The sequence below is a fragment of the Kitasatospora sp. NPDC088779 genome (genome assembly GCF_040685395.1).
In the GTDB taxonomy this organism is placed as follows: Bacteria; Actinomycetota; Actinomycetes; order Streptomycetales; family Streptomycetaceae; genus Kitasatospora.
This window is the reverse complement of sequence record NZ_JBFBHW010000027.1, coordinates 88,207-110,592: the sequence shown is the minus strand read 5'-3', so window position 1 is coordinate 110,592 and position 22,386 is coordinate 88,207. Positions and strand designations below refer to the sequence as shown.

The 22,386-nt window shown below is 73.8% G+C and carries 19 protein-coding genes; 14 read left to right on the top strand and 5 right to left on the bottom strand.

Annotated features, from left to right (window positions below; all coding sequences use genetic code 11):
- The first annotated feature begins 191 nt into the window (after nt 1-191).
- The 3 genes from AB0P03_RS24515 (at nt 192) to AB0P03_RS24505 (ending at nt 3,054) form a co-directional block, all read left to right on the top strand.
- Nucleotides 192-317, top strand: a complete 126-nt coding sequence (locus AB0P03_RS24515) for a hypothetical protein (RefSeq protein ID WP_279634918.1) — start codon at nt 192-194, stop codon at nt 315-317.
- Nucleotides 318-390: 73 nt separating this feature from the next.
- A complete protein-coding gene (locus AB0P03_RS24510; protein ID WP_363630741.1) occupies nt 391-990 on the top strand; it encodes a nucleoside triphosphate pyrophosphatase in 600 nt (199 codons plus the stop codon).
- 288 nt (nt 991-1,278) lie between these two features.
- On the top strand, nt 1,279-3,054 hold the full coding sequence (locus tag AB0P03_RS24505) for a biotin carboxylase N-terminal domain-containing protein (RefSeq protein ID WP_363580282.1): 1,776 nt from the start codon (nt 1,279-1,281) through the stop codon (nt 3,052-3,054).
- 79 nt (nt 3,055-3,133) lie between these two features.
- Here the strand turns inward: AB0P03_RS24505 and AB0P03_RS24500 are convergent, their stop codons facing one another.
- Nucleotides 3,134-4,126, bottom strand: coding sequence for a DeoR/GlpR family DNA-binding transcription regulator (locus AB0P03_RS24500; RefSeq protein WP_363580280.1), 993 nt, complete (start codon nt 4,124-4,126; stop codon nt 3,134-3,136).
- A gap of 200 nt (nt 4,127-4,326) precedes the next feature.
- Complete coding sequence (locus AB0P03_RS24495; RefSeq protein ID WP_350877308.1) at nt 4,327-5,775, bottom strand: NAD(P)H-quinone dehydrogenase; 1,449 nt, start codon at nt 5,773-5,775, stop codon at nt 4,327-4,329.
- A 99-nt stretch (nt 5,776-5,874) separates the two neighbouring features.
- Here AB0P03_RS24495 and AB0P03_RS24490 point away from each other — a divergent pair, with 99 nt between their 5' ends.
- A complete protein-coding gene (locus tag AB0P03_RS24490) occupies nt 5,875-6,312 on the top strand; it encodes a gamma-glutamylcyclotransferase (RefSeq protein ID WP_363580278.1) in 438 nt (145 codons plus the stop codon).
- A gap of 12 nt (nt 6,313-6,324) precedes the next feature.
- Here AB0P03_RS24490 and AB0P03_RS24485 read toward each other — a convergent pair whose 3' ends face one another.
- On the bottom strand, nt 6,325-7,320 hold the full coding sequence (locus tag AB0P03_RS24485; RefSeq protein WP_363580276.1) for a hypothetical protein: 996 nt from the start codon (nt 7,318-7,320) through the stop codon (nt 6,325-6,327).
- A gap of 246 nt (nt 7,321-7,566) precedes the next feature.
- On the opposite strand from AB0P03_RS24485, the gene AB0P03_RS24480 reads away from it, so the two are divergent.
- From AB0P03_RS24480 to AB0P03_RS24455, 6 genes are all read left to right on the top strand, one after another.
- Entirely contained in the window at nt 7,567-9,807 is a 2,241-nt protein-coding gene (locus AB0P03_RS24480; protein WP_363630740.1) for a HAMP domain-containing protein, read from the top strand.
- A gap of 21 nt (nt 9,808-9,828) precedes the next feature.
- The gene (gene pgsB, locus AB0P03_RS24475; protein WP_363630738.1) at nt 9,829-11,178 is read left to right on the top strand and encodes a poly-gamma-glutamate synthase PgsB; all 1,350 of its coding nucleotides are present in this window, start codon (nt 9,829-9,831) and stop codon (nt 11,176-11,178) included.
- Nucleotides 11,175-11,657, top strand: coding sequence for a poly-gamma-glutamate biosynthesis protein PgsC/CapC (locus AB0P03_RS24470; protein WP_063349074.1), 483 nt, complete (start codon nt 11,175-11,177; stop codon nt 11,655-11,657). The genes pgsB and AB0P03_RS24470 overlap by 4 nt, the downstream gene beginning before the upstream one ends.
- A 57-nt stretch (nt 11,658-11,714) precedes the next feature.
- Nucleotides 11,715-12,800: an NlpC/P60 family protein gene (locus AB0P03_RS24465; RefSeq protein ID WP_363624613.1), complete on the top strand. Its 1,086-nt coding sequence runs from the start codon at nt 11,715-11,717 to the stop codon at nt 12,798-12,800.
- Between the two features lie 217 nt (nt 12,801-13,017).
- Entirely contained in the window at nt 13,018-13,839 is an 822-nt protein-coding gene (locus AB0P03_RS24460; RefSeq protein ID WP_350877297.1) for a purine-nucleoside phosphorylase, read from the top strand.
- 152 nt (nt 13,840-13,991) lie between these two features.
- Nucleotides 13,992-15,716, top strand: a complete 1,725-nt coding sequence (locus AB0P03_RS24455; RefSeq protein WP_363630737.1) for a phospho-sugar mutase — start codon at nt 13,992-13,994, stop codon at nt 15,714-15,716.
- A 63-nt stretch (nt 15,717-15,779) separates the two neighbouring features.
- On the opposite strand, the gene AB0P03_RS24450 is transcribed toward AB0P03_RS24455, so the two are convergent.
- The gene (locus tag AB0P03_RS24450; RefSeq protein WP_363580266.1) at nt 15,780-16,454 is read right to left on the bottom strand and encodes a PH domain-containing protein; all 675 of its coding nucleotides are present in this window, start codon (nt 16,452-16,454) and stop codon (nt 15,780-15,782) included.
- A gap of 207 nt (nt 16,455-16,661) precedes the next feature.
- Here AB0P03_RS24450 and deoC point away from each other — a divergent pair, with 207 nt between their 5' ends.
- The 4 genes from deoC to AB0P03_RS24430 all read left to right on the top strand — a co-directional run bounded on the left by deoC (nt 16,662) and on the right by AB0P03_RS24430 (nt 20,898).
- Nucleotides 16,662-17,648, top strand: a complete 987-nt coding sequence (deoC, locus tag AB0P03_RS24445) for a deoxyribose-phosphate aldolase (RefSeq protein ID WP_363580264.1) — start codon at nt 16,662-16,664, stop codon at nt 17,646-17,648.
- A gap of 5 nt (nt 17,649-17,653) precedes the next feature.
- Nucleotides 17,654-19,129 (top strand): aldehyde dehydrogenase family protein, encoded by a 1,476-nt coding sequence (locus AB0P03_RS24440; protein WP_363580262.1) that lies wholly within the window; start codon nt 17,654-17,656, stop codon nt 19,127-19,129.
- On the top strand, nt 19,122-20,024 hold the full coding sequence (locus AB0P03_RS24435; protein ID WP_363624611.1) for an aldehyde dehydrogenase family protein: 903 nt from the start codon (nt 19,122-19,124) through the stop codon (nt 20,022-20,024). Before AB0P03_RS24440 ends, AB0P03_RS24435 begins: the two co-directional genes overlap by 8 nt.
- Before the next feature lie 265 nt (nt 20,025-20,289).
- On the top strand, nt 20,290-20,898 hold the full coding sequence (locus AB0P03_RS24430; RefSeq protein ID WP_363580258.1) for an ATP-binding protein: 609 nt from the start codon (nt 20,290-20,292) through the stop codon (nt 20,896-20,898).
- A 250-nt stretch (nt 20,899-21,148) separates the two neighbouring features.
- Here AB0P03_RS24430 and AB0P03_RS24425 read toward each other — a convergent pair whose 3' ends face one another.
- The gene (locus AB0P03_RS24425) at nt 21,149-21,811 is read right to left on the bottom strand and encodes a SigE family RNA polymerase sigma factor (RefSeq protein ID WP_107453068.1); all 663 of its coding nucleotides are present in this window, start codon (nt 21,809-21,811) and stop codon (nt 21,149-21,151) included.
- Between the last annotated feature and the right edge of the window lie 575 nt (nt 21,812-22,386).

The following is a 22,386-nucleotide window of genomic DNA, read 5'->3' as shown; positions in this document are numbered from 1 at the left end:
CCCTAACACCCCTTTTCTTCTTTGTGAGGGTTTTTCTGCGTTGGGCTCCCCCGCGGCGGGGGGGGGGTTGGCGAACCGCCCCCCCCCCCCCCCCCCACTCCGCACCCGTTCGGGCCCGTCCGCCCGGATTGCCCGAAAGCTGAGTACGGATACTCAGGCGCCCGGGGCCGGGCGCGGCGCACCCTGGACGTGTGCTCTGGTCAGACCCCCGCGACGAGCCCTCCCCGGAGGCCCGCCGGATGATGGAGCGGCTGCACCGGGCCGGCCGGGTGCTCGCCGCCCTCGCGATGGTGGCCGCCGTCCTCCTCCTGCTGTGACCGCCGCTGATCCGACTGCGGTGGCCGTCGTTCACCCGAACGGCGGACACCGGCACCCCCTACCCTGAGGGGCATGACCGACCAGCGCATCCTCGTCCTCGCCTCCGCCTCCCCCGCCCGCCTCGGACTGCTGCGCCAAGCGGGCCTCGACCCGCGCGTGGTGGTCAGCGGCGTCGACGAGGACGCGATCAGCGCCGCCACCCCGGCCGAACTCGCCCTGGTGCTGGCCGAGGCGAAGGCGAAGGCGGTCGCCGCCGAACTGACCGGCGGCGAGCTGGTGATCGGCTGCGACTCCGTCCTGGAGCTGGACGGCCAGGCCCTCGGCAAGCCCGCCGACGCCACCGAGGCGCTCGCCCGCTGGCAGTCGATGCGCGGTCGCGCCGGGGTGCTGCGCACCGGCCACTGCGTGATCGACACCGCGACCGGCCGGCAGTCCTCGGCGACCGCGTCCACCACCGTCCGCTTCGGCACCCCGGACGACGCCGAGATCGCCGCCTACGTGGCCTCCGGCGAGCCCCTGCACGTCGCCGGGGCGTTCACCCTGGACGGGCGCTCGGCGCCGTTCATCGAGGGCATCGACGGTGACCCGGGCAACGTCATCGGCCTCTCGCTGCCGCTGCTGCGCGCCCTGCTCACCGACCTGGACGTCCGGCTGGTCGACCTCTGGGCCTGACGGCCGGACCCGCGGGACCGCGGCGCCCCGCCGCCCGTTCCACCGTCCTTTGAGCCGCCCGCGCGAGAGTGTGTCCGATGCCACCGGGGGACCGGACAACGCCCGGTCACCCGCTGTGGATCCGGCCGGTTCGACCGCACCGGCCGCGACCTGCGGCGTCACCGGACGGGCGGCCGACGGGCCCCGGAAATTCATCACCGTCCGTGTGGGATAGTTCACAACCTGGGGCTACTCGCCGGTACCGCCCAGGAATCCATAAACTCGACCAGGTTCAAGAAGGGAGCCACAGTGCGCAAGGTGCTCATCGCCAACCGCGGGGAAATCGCCGTCCGCGTCGCCCGGGCCTGCTCGGACGCCGGTATCGCCAGCGTCGCCGTCTACGCCGAGCCGGACCGGGATGCGCTGCACGTCCGCGCGGCCGACGAGGCTTACGCGCTGGGTGGAGACACCCCCGGCACCAGTTACCTGGACATCGCCAAGGTCCTGAAGGCCGCGGCGGACTCCGGGGCCGACGCCATCCACCCCGGCTACGGGTTCCTGTCGGAGAACGCCGACTTCGCCCAGGCCGTCCTCGACGCGGGCCTGACCTGGATCGGCCCGCCCCCGCAGGCCATCCGCGACCTCGGTGACAAGGTCACGGCCCGGCACGTGGCGCAGCGCGCCGGCGCGCCGCTGGTCGCCGGCACCCCGGACCCGGTCTCGGGTGCCGACGAGGTGGTCGTGTTCGCCCGGGAGCACGGCCTTCCGGTCGCCATCAAGGCGGCCTTCGGCGGCGGCGGCCGCGGCCTCAAGGTCGCCCGCACGCTGGAGGAGATCCCGGAGCTGTACGAGTCCGCGGTGCGCGAGGCCGTCGCCGCCTTCGGCCGCGGCGAGTGCTTCGTCGAGCGCTACCTGGACAACCCGCGGCACGTGGAGACCCAGTGCCTCGCGGACAAGCACGGCAACGTGGTGGTCGTCTCCACCCGTGACTGCTCGCTCCAGCGCCGGCACCAGAAGCTGGTCGAGGAGGCGCCCGCGCCGTTCCTGACCGCCGAGCAGAACGCCGAGCTGTACCGGGCGTCCAAGGCCATCCTGAAGGAGGCCGGCTACGAGGGCGCCGGGACCTGCGAGTTCCTGGTGGCGCTGGACGGCACGATCTCCTTCCTGGAGGTCAACACCCGGCTGCAGGTCGAGCACCCGGTCACCGAGGAGGTCACCGGACTCGACCTGGTCCGCGAGATGTTCCGGATCGCCGACGGCGAGGAACTGGGCTACGGCGACCCCGAGGTGCGCGGCCACTCGTTCGAGTTCCGCATCAACGGCGAGGACCCGGGCCGGGGCTTCCTGCCCGCGCCCGGCACCGTGACGCTGTTCGCGCCGCCGTCCGGCCCGGGTGTCCGGCTGGACTCCGGCGTGGAGACCGGCTCGGTCATCGGCCCGGCCTGGGACTCCCTGCTGGCCAAGCTGATCGTCTCCGGCCGGGACCGCAAGCAGGCCCTGGAGCGGGCCCGCCGCGCGCTGAACGAGTTCAAGGTGGAGGGCATGGCCACCGCCATCCCGTTCCACCAGGCGGTCGTCACCGACCCGGCGTTCGCGCCCGAGGTGCACGGCGGCGAGGGCCCGTTCACGATCTACACCCGCTGGATCGAGACCGAGTTCGACAACACCATCCCGCCGTTCGCGGGCGCGGCCGGCGACGGCGAGGAGGCCGAGGGCCGCGAGACCGTCGTGGTCGAGGTCGGCGGCAAGCGGATCGAGGTCTCGCTGCCGTCCTCGCTGGGCGTCTCGGCGGCCCCGGCGGCCGGTGCCGCGGGTGCCGCGAAGGCCAAGCGCCGGGTGGGCGCCAAGAAGGCCGGTTCGGCCGTCAGCGGTGACACCCTGGCCTCGCCGATGCAGGGCACCATCGTCAAGGTCGCCGTCGAGGAGGGCCAGGTCGTCGCCGAGGGCGAGCTGATCGTGGTCCTGGAGGCGATGAAGATGGAGCAGCCGCTGAACGCGCACAAGGCGGGCACCGTCGTCGGCCTCAAGGCCGAGGTGGGCGCGAGCGTCAGCAGCGGCGCCGCGCTGTGCGAGATCAAGGACTGACACGCTCCCTGGAGCACCGGCCGGCCCGTACCCCCTCGGGGGGTGCGGGCCGGCCGCGTTCGCGCGGCTGTACGGGCCCTCAGCGCCCGCGCGGGAGGCCCAGCTCGGCCAGCCGGGTCGGCATGCCGCCCGGCCCGGCCGGACCGCCGTGCGCGCCCGGCCGGCGCTGGCCGGGCAGCGGGGCGCCGCCGGGGGGCGGGGCGGGCCGGCGCGCCAGCGGGCCGGGCTGGGTCTGGTGGACGGGCCCGCTGCCGGTGCCGTGCACCGGGGCGTCCCCGGTGGGGGCGGCGCCGAGCGGCGCCAGGTCGATCTGCACCCCGCAGTCGGCGATCGCGTCGAGTTCCCGGGCGGTGCCGTCGTCGGCGGTCGCCTGCTCGTCCGTGACCAGCCGGGTGATGTTCTCGGTGGGCACGGTCTGGAACATGGAGTCCGCGCCGAGCTTGGTGTGGTCGGCGAGGACGATGACCTCGTTGGCCGACTGCACCAGCGCCCGGTCCACGCTCGCGGACAGCATGTTGGCGGTGGACAGGCCCCGCTCCGCGGTCAGCCCGCTGCCGGAGATGAAGGCCTTGGAGACCCTCAGCCCGTGCAGGGACTGCTCGGCACCGCTGCCGACCAGCGCGTAGTTGGAACCCCGCAGGGTGCCGCCGGTCATCACCACCTCCACCCGGTTGGCGTGCGCCAGCGCCTGGGCGACCAGCAGCGAGTTGGTGACCACGGTGAGGCCGGGCACCCTGGCCAGCCTGCGGGCCAGCTCCTGGGTGGTGGTGCCGGCGCCGACCACCACCGCGTCCCCCTCCTCCACCAGGCCGGCGGCGAGGTCCGCGATGGCGCTCTTCTCCGCCGCGGAGAGGTGGGTCTTCTGCGGGTAGCCGGGTTCGCGGCTGAAGCCGCCGGGGAGCACCGCGCCGCCGTGCCGGCGGTCGAGGAGCCCTTCTGCCTCCAGGGCCCGTACGTCGCGGCGCACGGTCACTTCGGAGGTCTGGACGACGCGGGCCAACTCCCGGAGCGAGACCGCTCCGTTGGCGCGCACCATTTCGAGGATCAACTGGCGACGTTCTGCTGCAAACACAGAACCGACGGTAACGTGCGTGACCGTCTGCTTTCAGGCGTTTGCAGCTAGTAGCTGGAATTGCTCACGCAAGAGCGGCGCGTGACCGTACAATACGCGCCGTCAGCAGCCCGGGACCGCGCCCGCCGTCCGGGTGACGATCACTCCTGCGCGAAGGGCGGCCGCCGATCGGCAGCCGCCCTCAACTGTGCGCCGGAGGTTCAGGATTCGCCCTCGACCCGCTTGCGGATGTGCAGCTGCCGGGCTGCCTCGGCGGTCGAGCCGGAGACCGACGGGTAGACGGTGAAGGCGCTGGCCACCTGTTCGACGGTCAGATTGGCGTCCACCGCGAGCGCGATCGGGTGGATGAGCTCGCTGGCCCGCGGGGCGACGACCACGCCGCCCACCACGATGCCGGTGCCCGGGCGGCAGAACAGCTTCACGAAGCCGTCCCGGATGCCCTGCATCTTCGCCCGCGGGTTGCCGCGCAGCGGCAGCTTGACCACGACCGCGTCCATCTTGCCGCACTCCACATCGGCCGCGGTGTAGCCGACGGTGGCGATCTCCGGGTCGGTGAAGACGTTGGAGGCGACGGTCTTCAGGTTCAGCGGCTGCACCGCGTCGCCGAGCGCGTGGTACATCGCGATCCGGCCCTGCATGGCCGCCACCGAGGCGAGCATGAAGACGCCGGTGCAGTCGCCGGCCGCGTAGACGCCCGGGGCGCTGGTGCGGGAGACCCGGTCGACCTGGATCTGGCCCCAGTCGTTGAGCTTGACCCCGGCCTCCTCCAGGCCCATCTCCGCGGTGTTGGGGATCGAGCCGACCGCCATCAGGCAGTGCGTGCCCTCGATCACCTTGCCGTCGGCGAGGGCCACCTCGACCCGGTCGCCGATCCGCTTGACGCTCTCGGCGCGCGAGCGGCCCATCACGTTCATGCCGCGGCGGCGGAAGACGTCCTCCAGCACCTCGGCGGCGTCCGGGTCCTCGCCCGGCAGCACCCGGTCACGGCTGGAGACCAGGGTGACCTTGGAGCCGAGCGCCTGGTAGGCACCCGCGAACTCCGCGCCGGTCACACCGGAGCCGACCACGATCAGCTCGCGGGGCAGCTCCTCCAGGTCGTACACCTGGGTCCAGGTGAGGATCCGCTCGCCGTCCGGCTGGGCGTCCGGCAGCTCGCGGGGGTGGGCGCCGGTGGCGATCAGCACCGCGTCGGCGCGCAGCGACTGGACGGTGCCGTCCGGCGCGTCCACCAGCACCTCGCGGGAGCCGTCCACCGCCTGCCCGCCGCCGCCGAGCCGGCCGCGGCCGCGCAGCACGGTGACCCCGGCCCGGGTGACCGACTGGGTGATGTCGTGGGACTGCGCGATCGCCAGTCGCTTCACACGGCGGTTGACCTTGCCCAGGTCCACGCCGATGACCTTGGCCGCGTCCGCGGCCTCGTCCTGCGCGACGGTGATGCCCAGCTCCTCGTACGAGCTGTCGAAGGTGGTCATCACCTCCGCGGTCGCGATCAGGGTCTTCGACGGCACGCAGTCGGTGAGCACCGCCGATCCGCCCAGACCGTCGCGGTCGACGACGGTCACCTCCGCGCCGAGCTGCGCGGCCACCAGCGCAGCCTCGTAGCCGCCGGGTCCGCCACCGATGATCACGATCCGAGTCACGTGCACCATTGTCCCGCACGCCGGGAGCGCCGCCACGCCGGGGTCCGGGCTTCTGTGCGATCGCCCAGTCGCCACGGACCGTCCACCGGCCGGGCTAGTCTTCCCCTCATGCCCCTTTACGCCGCGTATGCCACCAACCTCGATGCACGGCAGATGACCCGCCGCGCCCCGCACTCACCACTGCGCGGCACCGGGTGGCTGGACGGCTGGCGGCTCACCTTCGGCGGTGAACAGCTCGGCTGGGAGGGCTCGTTGGCCACCGTCGTCGAGGACGGCAAGGACCGGGTCTTCGTCTCGTTGTACGACGTCGCGCCGATGGACGAGGAGGGCCTGGACCGCTGGGAGGGCGTCCAGCTCGGCATCTACCGCAAGATCAAACTGCGCGCGCAGACCCTGGACGGCGACACCCCGGTCTGGACGTACGTGCTCAACGACTACGAGGGCGGCCTGCCCGCGGCCCGCTACCTCGGCCTGGTCGCCGACGCCGCGGAGAGCGCCGGCGCCCCGCACGACTACGTGATGGACCTGCGCCGCCGCCCCTGCTAGCCCCTGGCCCCACTAGCTCCGGCCCGCAGCCCAGCCGCGGACCGTCTGCGCCAGCACCCCGGCCACCTCCGCACGGCGGGCCGGCTCGGTGCGCAGCCCGTTGCCCAGCTCGACGTGCAGCCACGGCACGCCGAGCCCGGCCGCGAACCGGCCCTCGACGTTGGTGGTGCCCCCGAGCTGCCCGCACTTCTCCCGCCAGGCCCGACAGGCCGCGTACCCGGCCCTGCCCAGCCCGGTGGCGGTCAGCTCGGCGGCCGGGCCCGGCTGGCCGGCGCCGCTGGAGACCACCGCGTCCTGCCCGGGCAGGCTGCCCTCGTCGAAGCCGTGCACCTGGATGCCGGGCAGGCCGCGCCCGGTGAGCGCCTCGACCACCGCCGCGAAGACCGTGTCGGCGCGGTGCGCGACGTCCGAGGCGCCGTCCGCCCCGGCCCGGCGGTGCGCCCCGGCGAGCACCAGCACCCCGCCCGGCTCGGCCCGGAAGAGGTCCACCCCGAGCGCCTCGGTACGGGCGTCCGAGACCGGGTGGGGCACCTGCACGGACCAGCCCGCCCGGGCCGAGAGGTCCAGGTAGACCCGGCCCCAGCCGCGGCTCCCGGCGTCCGTGCCGTCGGCGTCCGCGCCGTCGGCGATCTCCGCCACCCGGCGGCCGGTCGCCGCCTCGGTGAACTCGGTGAGCCGGTAGCCGACCCGCGCCAGTGAGCGCCCGGCCTGCTCGGCCTGCCCGTCCAGCGCGCCGAGCACACCGTCGGCGATCGCCCGGCGCTGCCCGGCGTCCGGCGCGGTGTACGGGCCGCCCGGGGTGAACCCGGCGGTGTACCCGTCGACCAGGGCCGCCAGGTCCACCGGGGCGGGCCCGGTCGGTCCGCTCCGGCCCGCCGCGGCGCCCGCCGCCGACGGCCGCCCGTCGGAGCCGCGCACGGCCAGCGTCAGCACCGCCGCGAGCGCCGCCAGCACCAGCAGCACCGCCGCCGACAGCAGCAACGGGCGTCGCGAACCCCGAGTCTCCATGGCCGTCGAACCTACCGTGCCGCCCGCCGAGGACCGCCGGGGGCCACCTGGGGCCGCGCACCACGCCCGGTCCACGGAAAGAGATCCCGAAGCGGCATCCGATCGACACCGGAACGTGACAACTTTTCGAAATCTCCTTCGTACGCTGTTCCGGCTTGACCGACTCTTGATCAGCGCTTGACCGACGAGAAGGCCGGCGGACCTCCCGGGGACAGGTGCGCCGAGCCCCGAGAAGAACGAGGCCCCGTGAGCACGGCACCCAACCCGCCGCGACAGCACCGCTATCGCCGCCGGGCCGACATGCCGCTGCTGGGAGGCATCCGCCCGCCCATCGCGCTGCTGCTGGTGCTGCTGCTCGCCGTCGCCGCCATCACCGCGCTCGCCGTCGGCGGGCTGCGCGTCGACGACACCCCGCAGGCCGTCCGGGAGTCCCACCAGTACGCCGCCGAGGACACCGCGGCCTCGCTGCGCGCCGGGCTGCACGAGAGCGCCACCGACCTGCGCCGGGCCGCCGCCCGCTACGACGCCGCGCCCGCCGAGCCGACCGCGGTGCTGTCCGCACTCGGCCAGGCGTACCACAAGTGGCGCGGCACGGTGGTGGTCCGCCCCGACACCGGCCGGCTGCTCGCCGCCCGCGGCGAGACCGTGCCGCTGGCCGGCCTCGACCTCAGCCGGGTCACCGACACCGCGCCCGCGCCCGTCCTGGTGCCCTCCGCCGCCGGCACCCGGCTGCTCACCTTCGCCCTGGTCGCCACCAAGGCCGACGGCCGCGCCCTGCTGGTCGCCTCCGACAACCTGCGGCTGCCCGGCATCGCGACCCGCAAGGAACAGACCATCCAGGTCCTCGACGCCGCCGGCGCCGTCCTGGACAGCACCGGCGCCGAACTCGGCGCCGAGGCCGACCGCGCCGTGGTCACCGGTGCCCGGGAGCGCGCCGCCCGCGAACGCCCGGCGCCCGGCGGGACGGCCGCCGGCAGCCTGTCCGGCAGCCCGGACGCCAAGGGCGTGCGCCGGGTCGCCGGCTACGCCGCCGTCGGCACCGCGGGCGGGCACGACCCGGCCGCCCCGCTCGGCCTGACCGTGGTCTCCACCAGCACCGTCGACGGCAAGCCCGGCAGCCTGCGCCACCCCGCGCTCGGCCTGGCCGCCGCCGGCGCGCTGCTCGCCCTGGCCCTGCTGCTCGCGTGGTACCTCAGCCGCAGCCTCCAGCGGCCGCTGCTGCGGCTGTTCCTGGAGTCCCGCCGGCTCACCCGCGGCGAACGGCTCGACCTGCCGGTCCGCGGCCCGAAACGGGGGGAGGCCGGCCGGATCGCCCGCGCCCTGGAGGAGCTGCGGCTGCAACTCCTCGACCCGGCCCGCCCGCCGGCCCCCGCCGCGCCGAAGCGCCGCCCCGGCACCGCGCTGCCGCTGGCGCTGTGCGCCGTCCTGGTGCTCGGCTGGTCCGGCCCGCTGCTGTTCCTGGGCGGCAACGACCCGACCGTACGGGTCCCCACCCAGGTGGTGGCGGGCCAGCGCGACCGCACCGACACCGCCGCCGACCGGATCCGCCAGGCGCTCAACGAGGGTTACGCGGACCTGCGTTCGCTCGCCCCCGAACTCGCCGGCGCCTCCGTCGGCAAGGCCGACGCCCTGCTGCGCGCCACCCTCGCCGAGCACGACCGCTACCGCGCGCTGTACGTCCTCGGCGCGAACGGCGAGGTCCTCGCGCACGCCGGCGACACCCCGCACCGCACCGGCCCGCAGGCCCTCGGCGCGAGCGGCGTGCTGCTGCTCAACAGTTCCGGCCGGGAACCCAGGATCGCCGCCCGCGCGGCCCTCACCGCCGCCCCCGCCGACGCGGAGGCGGAGGGCGCCGCCGAGCCGCCGGGGCCCGTGCTGATCGGCGAGTTCAAGACGGACTTCCTCAGCGGGCTGCTGGTCCGCCCCGGCCTCGGCCGGGTCTGGCTGGTCGACGAACGGCAGCGGGTACTCGCCGCCAACGAGGGCTACAGCTCCTTCGGCGAGCTGCCCGAGGGCCGTGCCAGGGCCCTGCTGGCCCAGGCGAAGAAGTCGGCCGCCGCCGAGGTGCTGCGCGGCGGCGGCGACCCGGCGCTGTTCGCCGCCGCCCCGCTCGGCGGCAACGGCAGCGTGGCCAAGCTGGGCTGGTCGGTGGTCACCGCCCACCCGGTGGCGTGGCTGCACCTGGACGAGAACCGGGCCGACCGGCGGACCGTACTGGCCGGCATGCTCGGCCTGGCCGCGGCCGCGCTCTGCCTCGGCTGGCTGTTCATCGCGGTCGGCCTGCCGCTGCGCCGGCTCGCGGCGAGCGCCGAGGCGCTGGCCGCCGGGGACCGCCGGACGGTCCTCTACCCCGTCCACCACGACGAGGTCGGCGCCGTCGCCCGGAGCCTGGAGCTGATCCGCCAGGAACTCGTCCGTCAGGAGCCGGCCCGCCCCCGCCGCACCGCCGCCCCCGAGTCCGTCCCCGTGCCCGCGCACGCCCGCTGAGCCCCGCCCGAAGGACCTCCCGTGCTCTTCCTCTACGTCGTGCTGCTGGTGTGCTGCGCCGTGCTGCTGGTGGCCGGCATCGTCGAGCAGCGCCGGCACTTCGCCGCGCTGGAACAGATCCCGACCCGGGTGCTGGTCAACGGCATCCGCGGCAAGAGCTCGATCACCCGGCTCTGCGCGGGCGCGCTGCGCGGCGGCGGGCTGGTGACGGTCGCCAAGACCACCGGCACGGCGGCCCGGTTCATCCACCCGGACGCCACCGAGGAGCCGGTCTACCGCAAGTTCGGCATCGCCAACGTGGTCGAGCAGATCGGCATCGTCCGCCGCGCCGCCACCTACCGGCCGGACGCCCTGGTGATCGAGTGCATGGCCGTCATGCCGGCGCTCCAGGAGGTCAACCAGACCAAGCTGATCCGCTCCACCATCGGCGTGCTGTGCAACGTCCGCGAGGACCACCTCGCCGAGATGGGCCCGACCCTGGACGACGTCGCCCGCTCGCTGTCCCGCTCGATGCCGGTCGGTGGGGTGTGCGTCACCGCCGAGCGGGAGCGCGCGCACATCCTGCGCGCGGAGGCGGCCCGGCGCGACTGCGAGCTGATCGTGGTGGACCCGGAGTCGGTCACCGACGAGGAGCTGCGCGGGTTCAGCTGGTTCACCTTCAAGGAGAACGTGGCGATCGCCCTGGCCGTCGCCGAACTCCTCGGCGTGGAGCGGCGGACCGCGCTACGGGGCATGTGGGCGGCCCCGCCGGACCCGGGCGTGCTGTCGGTCGAGCGCTACCGCACCGAGGACGGCAAGCGGCTGCGCTTCGCCAATGTCTTCGCCGCCAACGACCCCGAGTCCACGCTGATGAACGTCCGCCAGCTGGAGGGCCTGGGCGCGATCCACCGCCCGCTCAACGTGGTGATCAACTGCCGCCCGGACCGGGTGGAGCGCAACGGCCAGATGGGCCAGATCGTGCCCGACCTCGACCCGGACGCCGTGTTCCTGATCGGCCACCCCACCAGGAGCGCCCGGGACGGCATCCCGGCCGGGTGGTCCGGCCGGGTGGTCGACCTCGGCGGCGACAAGCGCGACCCGGCCCGGCTCACCGCCGAACTGCTGGCCGAACTCGGGCCGGACTCCTCGCTGGTGGCCGTCGGCAACATCCACGGCCAGGGCGAACTGTTCCTGGAGGAGCTGGCCCGGCTCGCCCCCGACGAGGCCCCGGACGCGCCCGACGCCCCCGAACTCCCGTACCACGAGCCCGAACCGCTCTACCCCGAGCCGGTGTACGACTCCGCGTACCGGCCCGTCCACCGCCCCGAACCGCTCCCCGACTCCTGGTTCGAGCCCCACCACCACACCCCCCACCACGGAGACCAGCAGTGATCCCCACCGAGCTCACCCCCGAGATCGCCGCCATCGGCATCGCGCTCGGCCTGGTCTTCTCGCTCGTCTGCTACCTGACCACCAACCTCTCCCCCGGCGGCATGATCACCCCCGGCTGGCTGGCCCTCACCCTGGTCGAGGACCTCCAGCGGGTGGCCATCGTGATCGGCGTGACGGTGCTGACCTACCTCGCCACCCGGGTGGTCCAGAAGCTGGTGATCCTGTACGGCAAGCGGCTGTTCGCCGCCGTGGTGCTGATCGGCGTGCTGCTGCAGGCCACCGTGATGCTGGTCCTCCAGCGCGAACTGCCCACCCTGTACGCCAACCAGACGCTCGGGTTCATCGTCCCCGGCCTGATCGCCTACCAGCTGGTCCGCCAGCCCCGGGCGGCCACCCTGATGGCCACCAGCACGGTGACGCTCGCCAACTACGTGGTGCTCACCGCCGGCGTCCTGCTCGGCGCCCTGCCCGGCACCTGATCCCCCCGTTCAGGAACCCTCGCCCGGAATCCCGCAGGAACCCCCAGGAAGACCCCGATGCCCGTCACCCGCAAGTCCCTGCTCAGCGGCGGCCTCGCCGTGGCCCTGCTGGCCGCCAGCGGCTACCTCACCGTCCAGCTGCGCGACCGCGACCACGACCGGCCGTCGGACCCGGGCGGCGGCGCACCCCTGATCACCACCACCGCCGTGCCCGGCCCCGCCCGGGGCACCGCCGCCGAGTACCGCTACGAGCGGCTGGGCGGACCCGACCGAACGGTGGTCCGGGACGCCCGCGGCGGCGTGGTCGCCACCCTGACCGACAGCGCCCGCACCGCCGTCCTGGCCGGCCCGAGCCGCACCTTCGCCGAGCCGGGCACCACCACGGCCACCGTGGTGACCGACACCTGGGTCCGGCTGATGCCGCAGCCGTGGCGACCGGGCGCCGAGCAGGAGGGCTGGTTCCGCGCCTGGTTCCAGCAGTCGCTCGGCTCCACCGCGGACGACGTGCTGGCGGTGGCCACCCAGTACCTGGCCGGCGCGGCGCCGGAGAAGGACGCCAAGGGCGTGCGGTTCAAGGGCGACGCCTCCTTCGGCCCGCTCAACCCGAACGGTTCGGTGGGCAACGACCTGCGGCTGGAGCAGACCGACTTCCTCGACTACCTCGGCGTTCCGTACACGTTCGCCGACAAGGTGGCCAAGCAGCCGGACAGGACGCGGTACGGCGCCTTCGACTGCTCCGGGTACGTCCGGATGGTCTACGGCTACCGCTCCGGTTACCCGCTGCTCTCCAAGGACGTGGCCGGCCCCGGCCTGCCGCGCAGCGCCAACGGCCTGGCCAGGGTCGGCCCGGGCGTCCCGGTGCTGCCGCTGACCACCGCGCCGGGCTCCGACACCACCCTGCGACCGGCCTCGATCGACCCGCTCCAGCCCGGCGACCTGGTGTTCTTCGAGATCGACGCCCGCACCGGCGCCCGGCTCGACCACACCGGCATCTACCTGGGCCTGGACACCGACGGCCACCCCCGGTACATCTCCAGCCGGGAGGAGGCGGACGGCCCGACCTTCGGCGACAAGGGCGGCACCGCGCGACTGGACGACAACGGCCTGTACGCGAAGGGGCTGCGCAGCGCGAAGCGGCTCTGAACCCGGGCCCGGCTCCCGGCCCGCACCGCCCGCGGGCCGACTGCGGTTCGACCTCGCACCGGCCTCGCACCGGCCTCGCACCGATTTGTACGTACCGACGAGCGGCGTCACCCGAAAGACGCCACCGAGCTGTGCTTTCGGGTCAACCGGGTAACGATCCGGCATGCCGCGCCGGATTTTCTACGCGCGTAGTCGAAACCCGTCTATCCTCGGAGCCGTGAACGCATCTCCTCAGTCGGTCGTCTCCGCCGACCCCTACGCCGCCGCCCAGGCCGCCGCCGAGCGCCTGCGCGAGCTGACCGGTGCCGAGCGGCACGACGTCGCCCTGGTGATGGGCTCCGGCTGGGTGCCGGCCGCCGACGCCCTGGGCGAGACCGTGGCCGAGTTCCCGGTCACCGAGCTCCCGGGCTTCCCCGCCCCCGCCGTCGCCGGCCACGCCGGCACGATCCGCTCGGTGAAGATCGGCGACAAGCGCGCCCTGATCTTCCTCGGCCGCAACCACTACTACGAGGGCCACGGCGTGGCCACCGTCGTCCACGGCGTGCGCACCGCCGCCGCGGCCGGCTGCGGCATCATCGTGCTGACCAACGGCTGCGGCGGTCTGCGCGAGGGCTGGGTCCCCGGCCAGCCGGTCCTGATCAGCGACCACATCAACCTGACCGCGGACTCCCCGATCGTCGGCGCCAACTTCGTCGACCTCACCGACCTGTACTCCAAGCGCCTGCGCGCGCTCTGCCGCGAGGTGGACCCGAGCCTGGACGAGGCCGTCTACGTCCAGTTCCGCGGCCCGCACTACGAGACCCCGGCCGAGGTCAACATGGCCCGGGTGATCGGCGGCGAGCTGGTCGGCATGTCCACCACCCTGGAGGCCATCGCCGCCCGCGAGGCCGGCTCCGAGGTGCTCGGCATCTCGCTGGTCACCAACCTGGCCGCCGGCATCACCGGCGAGCCGCTCAACCACGCCGAGGTGCTGGAGGCCGGCAAGGCCTCCGCCGAGCGCATGGGCGAGCTGCTCGCGAAGGTCCTTGAGCGGATCTGACAGGCCTAGGCGCACAATCATGAGCGACGGGGCCCTCGGGCGGCCGTGATCCGTTGATCACGCCCCGCGGGCCCCGTCCGCATGTGCACCCCCCTTCTTTGCGGAACCCTCCGGCCGACCAACCGACGCACTTCCCGATGGAGCAGGCAGCCATGACGCAGGCAACCACCACCGACCTCCTCGCCCGGGCCCGAACCTGGCTGGCCGAGGACCCCGACCCGCAGACCCGCGAGGAGCTGACGGCCCTGCTCGCCCGGGCCGAGGACCCGGCGGCCGAGACGGACGGCAAGCTCGCCTGGTCGGACCTCGCCGAGCGCTTCGCCGACCGGCTCCAGTTCGGCACCGCCGGCCTGCGCGGCGAACTGGGCGCGGGCCCGATGCGGATGAACCGCGCCGTGGTGATCCGGGCCGCCGCCGGCCTGGTCGCCTACGTCAAGCAGCAGAACCTGGGCGACCTGGTCGTGATCGGCTACGACGCCCGCCACAAGTCCTACGACTTCGCCCGGGACACCGCCGCCGTGGTGGTCGGCGCCGGCCTGCGCGCCGCGCTGCTGCCGCGCCCGCTGCCGACCCCGGTGCTCGCCTTCGCCGTCCGCCACCTGGGCGCGGCCGCCGGCGTCACCGTGACCGCCAGCCACAACCCGCCGCAGGACAACGGCTACAAGGTCTACCTGGGCGACGGCTCGCAGATCGTCCCGCCGGCCGACGCCGGGATCGCCGCCGAGATCGACGCCATCGGCTCGCTCCACGACGTCCCGCGCGCCGAGGACGGCTGGGAGGTGCTCGGCGAGGACGTCATCGAGGCCTACCTGGCCCGGGCCGTCTCGATCGTCGACGAGCACAGCCCGCGCAACCTCGACGTCGTCTACACCCCGATGCACGGCGTCGGCCGCGACACCCTGGTCGCCGCCTTCCGCCGGGCCGGCTTCCCGGCGCCCACCGTCGTCGCCGAGCAGGCCGAGCCCGACCCGGACTTCCCGACCGTGGCCTTCCCCAATCCGGAGGAGCCGGGGGCGATGGACCTCGCCTTCCGCACCGCCGCCTCGGTCGGCCCCGACATCGTGATCGCCAACGACCCGGACGCCGACCGCTGCGCGGTGGCCGTCCCGGCCCTCGCCAACGCGGCCGGCAGCGGCAACGGCACCTCCGGCTGGCGGATGCTGCGCGGCGACGAGGTCGGCGCGCTGCTCGGCGCGGCCCTGGTCGCCAAGAAGGCCGAGGGCGTCTTCGCCACCACCATCGTCTCCGCCACCCTGCTGGGCCGGATCGCCGAGGCCGCCGGCCTGGGCTACGCCGAGACGCTGACCGGCTTCAAGTGGCTCTCCCGCGCCGAGGGCCTGCGCTACGGCTACGAGGAGGCGCTCGGCTACTGCGTCGACCCGCAGGGCGTCCGGGACAAGGACGGCATCACCGCCGCCCTGCTGGTCGCCGAACTGGCCGCCACCCTCAAGACGTCCGGCCGCACCCTGACCGACCTGCTGGACGACCTGGCGCTGGAGCACGGCCTGCACGCCACCGACCAGCTGTCCGTCCGCGTGCAGGACCTCTCGCTGATCGCCGACGCCATGCGCCGGCTGCGCGAGCAGCCGCCGACCGTCCTGGCCGGCCTCCGGGTCACCCGCGCGGACGACCTGTCGGCCGGCTCCGCCGAGCTTCCGCCCACCGACGGCCTGCGCTACTACCTGGCCGGCGAGGCCGTCCGCTCGGCCCGCATCGTGGTCCGCCCGTCCGGCACCGAGCCCAAGCTCAAGTGCTACCTGGAGGTCGTCCTCCCGGTCGCCACCGCCGCCGACCTCGCCGCCACCCGCGAGCGGGCCGCCGAACTGCTCGAAGCCGTCAAGCGCGACCTGGCCGAGGCCGCGGGCATCGCCGTCTGACGCCCGCCCGTACGAGAAGGGGCCCGCCGGTCGCGTACCGGCGGGCCCCTCGCGTGCTTCGGCTCAGACCGCGATCACCGTGATCAGCGCGGCCAGGCCGGCCAGCGTCGGCGCGATCACCCACCAGCACCACGCCACCTCGACCGGGCCGGCCGCGTCGGGGCGGCGGGCGTTGCGCTCGGCCATCTCCTGGAGCACGTTGGTCACCTGGTCGGACCAGGCGCGGGTCGGGTCGGGCGAGCCCTGCACCACCGGGTTGGCCTGGCGGCCGAACACCATCCCCATCCGGGAGGCGTGCTCGGCGCCGCCGCGCTGCTGGGCCCGGGTCGCCCGCTTGCGCTGCCGCAGTGACACCGGCACCGCCCACACCTGGTACTTCTTGCCCCCGGCCAGCAGCTCGACCGAGTACCCCGCGCGCAGCGCGTCCACCGAGGCCCACGGCGCGGTGATGGTCCGCCACGGGTTGCGCACCAGCAGCCGGCTGCGGTCCGCCAGCACCGCCGGGCGCAGCGTGTAGGCGATCACCGGGAAGGCGAACACCGGTACCGCCGCGAGCGAGACGTACGGCGTCTTCCCCGTCCCGTTCAGCACCGCGTCGCCGATCAACCAGCCGGCGACGGCCAGCAGCAGCACTCCGGAGATCACACCGGGGACAGAGCGGTACACGCGGTCCGCGTACGCGGGATCCCCGTCGGGGGCGGCGGAACCCTGTCGGGGCTTGCCGTCGGAATCGGTCATGCCGTCGATTCTGCCCCATGCCCCCCACCGAGAGGTCTCGGTCCGGCATCGAATGCCGCCCCCGGACCACCCGGTCGCCGGTCGCCGCGCGGCCCGGCCGTACACGCTCCCTGCCACCCCTCCGCCTTCTCCGAGGTCTCGGTCCGGCCACGAAAGGCAGGCCCCCTAGCGGTCGACTACGCGCGTAGATATGCTGCTCTGGTGACTATGTCCACTGTTGCAGCCAATGCCCTCGGCGTTGCGGGCAGCGGCCTTCAGGACGTTGCGGCGTCCGAGGCCTCGCTCCGCCGCTTCCTGCACGGCCTGCCCGGCGTCGACCAGGTCGGCCTCGAGGCGCGTGCCGCCGCCCTCGGTACCCGCTCGATCAAGACCACGGCGAAGGCCTACGCCATCGACCTGGCGATCTCGATGATCGACCTGACCACGCTGGAAGGCGCGGACACGGTCGGCAAGGTGCGCGCCCTGTGCGCCAAGGGCAGGACCCCCGACCCGACCGACCCGACCACCCCCCGCGTCGCCGCCATCTGCGTCTACCCGGACATGGTCGCCACCGCGAAGGACGCCCTGCGGGGCACCGACATCCAGGTCGCCTCGGTGGCCACCGCCTTCCCGGCCGGCCGCGCCGCCCTCCCGGTGAAGCTCGCCGACACCGCCGACGCGGTCGCCGCGGGCGCCGACGAGATCGACATGGTGATCGACCGGGGAGCCTTCCTCTCCGGCCGCTACTACGACGTCTTCAACGAGATCGTCGCCGTCAAGGAGGCGTGCAAGCGCCCGGACGGCACCAGCGCCCACCTCAAGGTGATCTTCGAGACCGGCGAGCTGCAGACGTACGACAACGTGCGCCGCGTCTCCTGGCTGGCGATGCTGGCCGGCGCCGACTTCATCAAGACCTCCACCGGCAAGGTCGCCGTCAACGCGACCCCGCCGGTCACCCTGCTGATGCTGGAGGCGGTCCGCGACTTCAAGGCGCAGACCGGCGTCCAGGTCGGCGTGAAGCCCGCCGGTGGGATCAAGACCACCAAGGACGCCATGAAGTACCTGGTGATGGTCAACGAGACCCTCGGCGACGACTGGCTGAGCCCGCACTGGTTCCGCTTCGGCGCCTCCAGCCTGCTCAACGACCTGCTGATGCAGCGCCAGAAGCTCACCACCGGACGTTACTCCGGCCCCGACTACGTGACGGTGGACTGATCACCATGGCCAAGAAGAAGAACATCGAGGAGCCCGTGAAGGCCTCCGGCCTCTTCGCCTACGCCCCGGCCCCCGAGTCCCCCGCCGCCGCGGGCGACATCGCCACCTCCTACGGCCACTTCATCGGCGGCGAGTTCGTCGACTCCTCCGGCAGCGAGGCCCTGAAGACGGTCAACCCGGCCACCGAGCAGGTGCTCGCCGAGTTCGCCCAGGGCACCGACGAGGACGTGGACCGCGCGGTCGCCGCCGCCCGCAAGGCCTTCGCCGACTGGTCGGCGCTGCCGGGCAGCGAGCGCGGCAAGTACCTGTTCCGGATCGCCCGGATCATCCAGGAGCGCAGCCGCGAGCTGGCCGTGCTGGAGTCGATCGACAACGGCAAGCCGATCCGCGAGACCCGCGACTTCGACATCCCGACCGTCGCCGCGTGGTTCTTCTACTACGCCGGCTGGGCGGACAAGCTGGACTACGCGGGCTTCGGCCCGAACCCGCGCCCGCTGGGCGTGGCCGGCCAGGTCATCCCGTGGAACTTCCCGCTGATGATGCTGGCGTGGAAGATCGCGCCCGCCCTGGCGACCGGCAACACCGTCGTCCTCAAGCCGGCCGAGACCACCCCGCTGACGGCCCTGCGTTTCGCCGAGATCTGCCGCCAGGCCGGTCTGCCGAAGGGTGTCGTCAACATCGTCACCGGCGACGGCCGCACCGGCGCCGCGCTCACCGCGCACCCGGACGTCAACAAGGTCGCCTTCACCGGCTCCACCCCGGTCGGCAAGGCGATCGCCAGGCAGCTGGCCGGCAGCCGCAAGAAGCTGTCGCTGGAGCTGGGCGGCAAGGCCGCGAACATCGTCTTCGACGACGCGCCGATCGACCAGGCGGTCGAGGGCATCGTCAACGGCATCTTCTTCAACCAGGGCCACGTCTGCTGCGCGGGCTCGCGCCTGCTGGTCCAGGAGTCGATCCAGGACGAGCTGCTGGACGCCCTGAAGCGCCGGATGTCCACCCTGCGGGTCGGCGACCCGCTGGACAAGAACACCGACATCGGCGCCATCAACTCGGCCGCCCAGCTGGCCCGGATCACCGAGCTGACCGACGCCGGCGAGGCCGAGGGCGCGGACCGCTGGTCGCCCGAGTGCGAACTCCCGGGCACCGGCTTCTGGTTCAAGCCGACCCTGTTCACCGGTGTCAGCCAGGCCCACCGGATCGCCCAGGAGGAGATCTTCGGCCCGGTCCTGTCGGTGCTGACCTTCCGCACCCCCGACGAGGCGGTCGCGAAGGCCAACAACACCCCGTACGGCCTCTCCGCCGGCATCTGGACGGAGAAGGGCTCGCGCATCCTGTGGACGGCGAGCCGGCTCAAGGCCGGCGTGGTCTGGGCCAACACCTTCAACAAGTTCGACCCGACCTCGCCGTTCGGCGGCTACAAGGAGTCGGGCCACGGCCGCGAGGGTGGCCGCCACGGTCTGGAGGCCTACCTCGATGTCTGATGTCGCGACGCGTCTTGACGTCTTCAAGACCTACAAGCTGTACGTCGGCGGGAAGTTCCCGCGCTCCGAGAGCGGGCGGGTGTACGAGGTGACGGACGCCAAGGGCCAGTGGCTCGCCAACGCTCCGCTGGGCACCCGCAAGGACGCCCGCGACGCCGTCCTGGCCGCCCGCGCGGCGGTCAAGGGCTGGGCCGGCACCACCGCGTACAACCGCGGCCAGGTGCTGTACCGGGTGGCCGAGATGCTGCAGGGCCGCCGCGAGCAGTTCGCCGCCGAGGTCTCCGCCGCCGAGGGCATCGGCCCGAAGAAGGCCGCCGCGCTGGTGGACGCCGCGATCGACCGCTGGATCTGGTACGCGGGCTGGACGGACAAGGTCGCCCAGATCGCGGGCGGCGCCAACCCGGTCGCCGGCCCCTTCTTCAACCTCTCCACCCCGGAGCCGACCGGCGTGGTCGGGATCGTCGCCCCGCAGGCCGGGTACGGGCACTCGCTGCTCGGCCTGGTCTCGGTGATCGCCCCGGCGATCGCCACCGGCAACACGGTCGTGGTCGCGGCCGCCGCGGACGCCCCGCTGCCGGCCCTGTCGCTGGGCGAGGTGCTCGCCACCTCGGACGTCCCCGGCGGCGTGGTCAACATCATCTCGGGCAAGACCGCCGACATCGCGCCCACCCTGGCCTCGCACCAGGACGTCAACGCGGTGGACCTCACCGGCGCGATCGCCGCCGACGGCCCCGGCGCGGCGCAGGCGCTGGAAGCGGCCGCCGCGGATACCCTGAAGAGGGTGGTCCGTCCGGAGCTGGACCCGTTCGCCCAGGACTGGACCAATGCGCCCGGTACCGACCGGCTACTCTCGTTCCTGGAGACGAAGACGGTCTGGCACCCGATGGGGATCTGACCGCCCCGTCGACCATCGAGTAACAACTCCACAGACTGGCCGTCCCCAGTGCCCTCTCCCCCCCAGGGCCCGGACGGTCATTGGACGGACCCGCGCCTCTCCCCCCCTGGCGCGGGTCCGTCGCCTTTCCGTGCCGTTTCGACGCCGTCCTCCGGCTCGCCGATCCCCGGAGCTCTCAGAAGGTGCGATCCGACGGGTTTCGGCATCGGGCCCGGATGCGTCAGACTGGTGTCCCGTGAGTGACGACCCGCTGAATCCTGTGCCGATGACCCACGCCCGGGTCGTCCTGCTGTCCGGCCCCTCCGGCTCCGGGAAGTCCTCGCTCGCCGAGCGCAGCGGGCTGCCGGTCCTGCAACTGGACGACTTCTACAAGGACGGGGACGACCCCACCCTGCCGCTGCTGCCCGACGGCGCGGTCGACTGGGACTCCCCGCTCGCCTGGCACCGCGACCAGGCGGTCGCCGCGATCCGCAGCCTGTACGCGACCGGCCGCGCCGACGTCCCGGTGTACTCGATCCCGGACAACGGCCGGATCGCCACCCGCGCCCTGGACCTGGACGGCGCCCCCGCGTTCATCGCCGAGGGCATCTTCGCCGCCGAGATCACCGCCGAGTGCGCCGCCGAGGGCCTGCTCGGCGATGCCCTGTGCCTGCGCAACGGCGCGCTCACCACGGCCTGGCGCCGGCTGCGCCGGGACGTCCGGGAGGGCCGCAAGTCGCTGCCGGTGCTGCTGCGCCGCGGCTGGCGGCTGATGCGGGCCGAGCGCTCCATCGTCGGGCGGCAGGTCACCCTGGGCTCCCACCCGTGCGCCGGGGCCGAGGCCGAGCGCCGGATCCGCGCCGCGGCCGGGCGGCGGGAGCTGTCCTCCGTCTGAGCCGCCCTCCGTTGGGGCGGGCCGTGCTCCGTTCGGGCGGGCCGTCTCCGGACGAGGGATCGACGCGGGACGAAGACACGAAGAACGACGGGCCCGGTGCGTCTCCCCCGCACCGGGCCCGTCGCCTTCCCCGAACGGCCGTCGGGCTCCCCGTGTTCACCGCTCCCCCGAGCCGGCGTCCACGCACCGCGACCGTCCGCTACCCGTCCCCCGACGGGAGTTCCACTCCTGCGCGTCACCCGCGCCCGCGTCAGGCGACCAGCTCGCCGAACGCCCGGACGGTGTCGCCCGACTTGTTCAGGTGCTCGTCCTCGCGCAGCCGGCGCAGCGCCCGCCAGATGCTGCTCTTGACCGTGCCGACGCTGATCCCCAGCACGTCGGCGATCTCCGGGTCGGTCTTGCCCTCGTAGTACCGCAGCACCAGCATGGTGCGCTGGTTCTCCGGAAGCTTCGCCAGCGCCTGCCAGAGCACGGTGCGCAGCTCGGTGCCGCCCATCGCGTCGGTGTCGCCGGCCGTCTCCGGCAGCTCCTCGGTCGGGTACTCGTTGACCTTGCGGCGCCGCCAGGCGGAGATGTGCAGGTTGGTCATGGTGCGGCGGAGGTACCCGCCGACCGCGGCCTTGTCGGTGATCCGGCCCCAGGCCCGGTAGGTGCTGAAGAGCGCGCTCTGCAGCAGGTCCTCGGCCTCGTAGCGGTCACCGGTGAGGTGGTACGCCGTGGCGTACAGGGAGGCGCGGCGCTCGCGCACGTACGCGGTGAACTCCGTGATGTGGTCCTCCGCGACGGCCGGGTGCTCCCCCTGCGCGTCCGCCCGTCCCGCCTCGGTGGTGCGGGCCGCCGCCGGGTTCAGCTGCAGCAGCGTCGCACCGGCGGCCTCGCGGCCGGCCGACTCCCCCGAGCCGACCGTCCGCAGGCCGTTCCCGCCGACGCCCCGGTTCCCCGCCGGAGCGTCCTTGCCCTCGACGCGGACGGGGAGGATCCCCCGCAGCGTGAGGGTGTTGCCGGAGTCGGCCGCGTTCCCCACCCGGCCGATCCCGTACAGCTCCCCCGTCCTGGCGCCGCCGCTCACCCGGCGGGCGACAGGGTTTCCACCGGTGCTGTGCGCGCACCCCCGTACGGTCACGGCACCGGAGTTCTCGTCGGTCCTGACCTCGTACCGGGTCCGCGGGGCGGTGGCTGACGAGCGCGCGGTGCGGACAGCCGGGTTGGTCCGGGTCTGAAGCATGGCGTTCATCGTGCGCCCCCTGGGTCGGTACGAGCGGTTCCTGTTGCCGCCTTCCAGCCGGCCGGGTTGGCCCGCTGTCCTGCGGCGACATGGAAAATCTTGCCCGCCGGTTGTGATGGCGCTGTCCGCCGACTGTCACAGGGGTGTCACAGGGGCGGGCCTTTCGTCCCGGTCCGCCTCCCTCCGTACCGGACGCCGGTGGTGCTCCTTCCGGTTCCCGTACGGGCGGTGACCGGTCCTGGGGGTGATTCGACGCTTCGAGT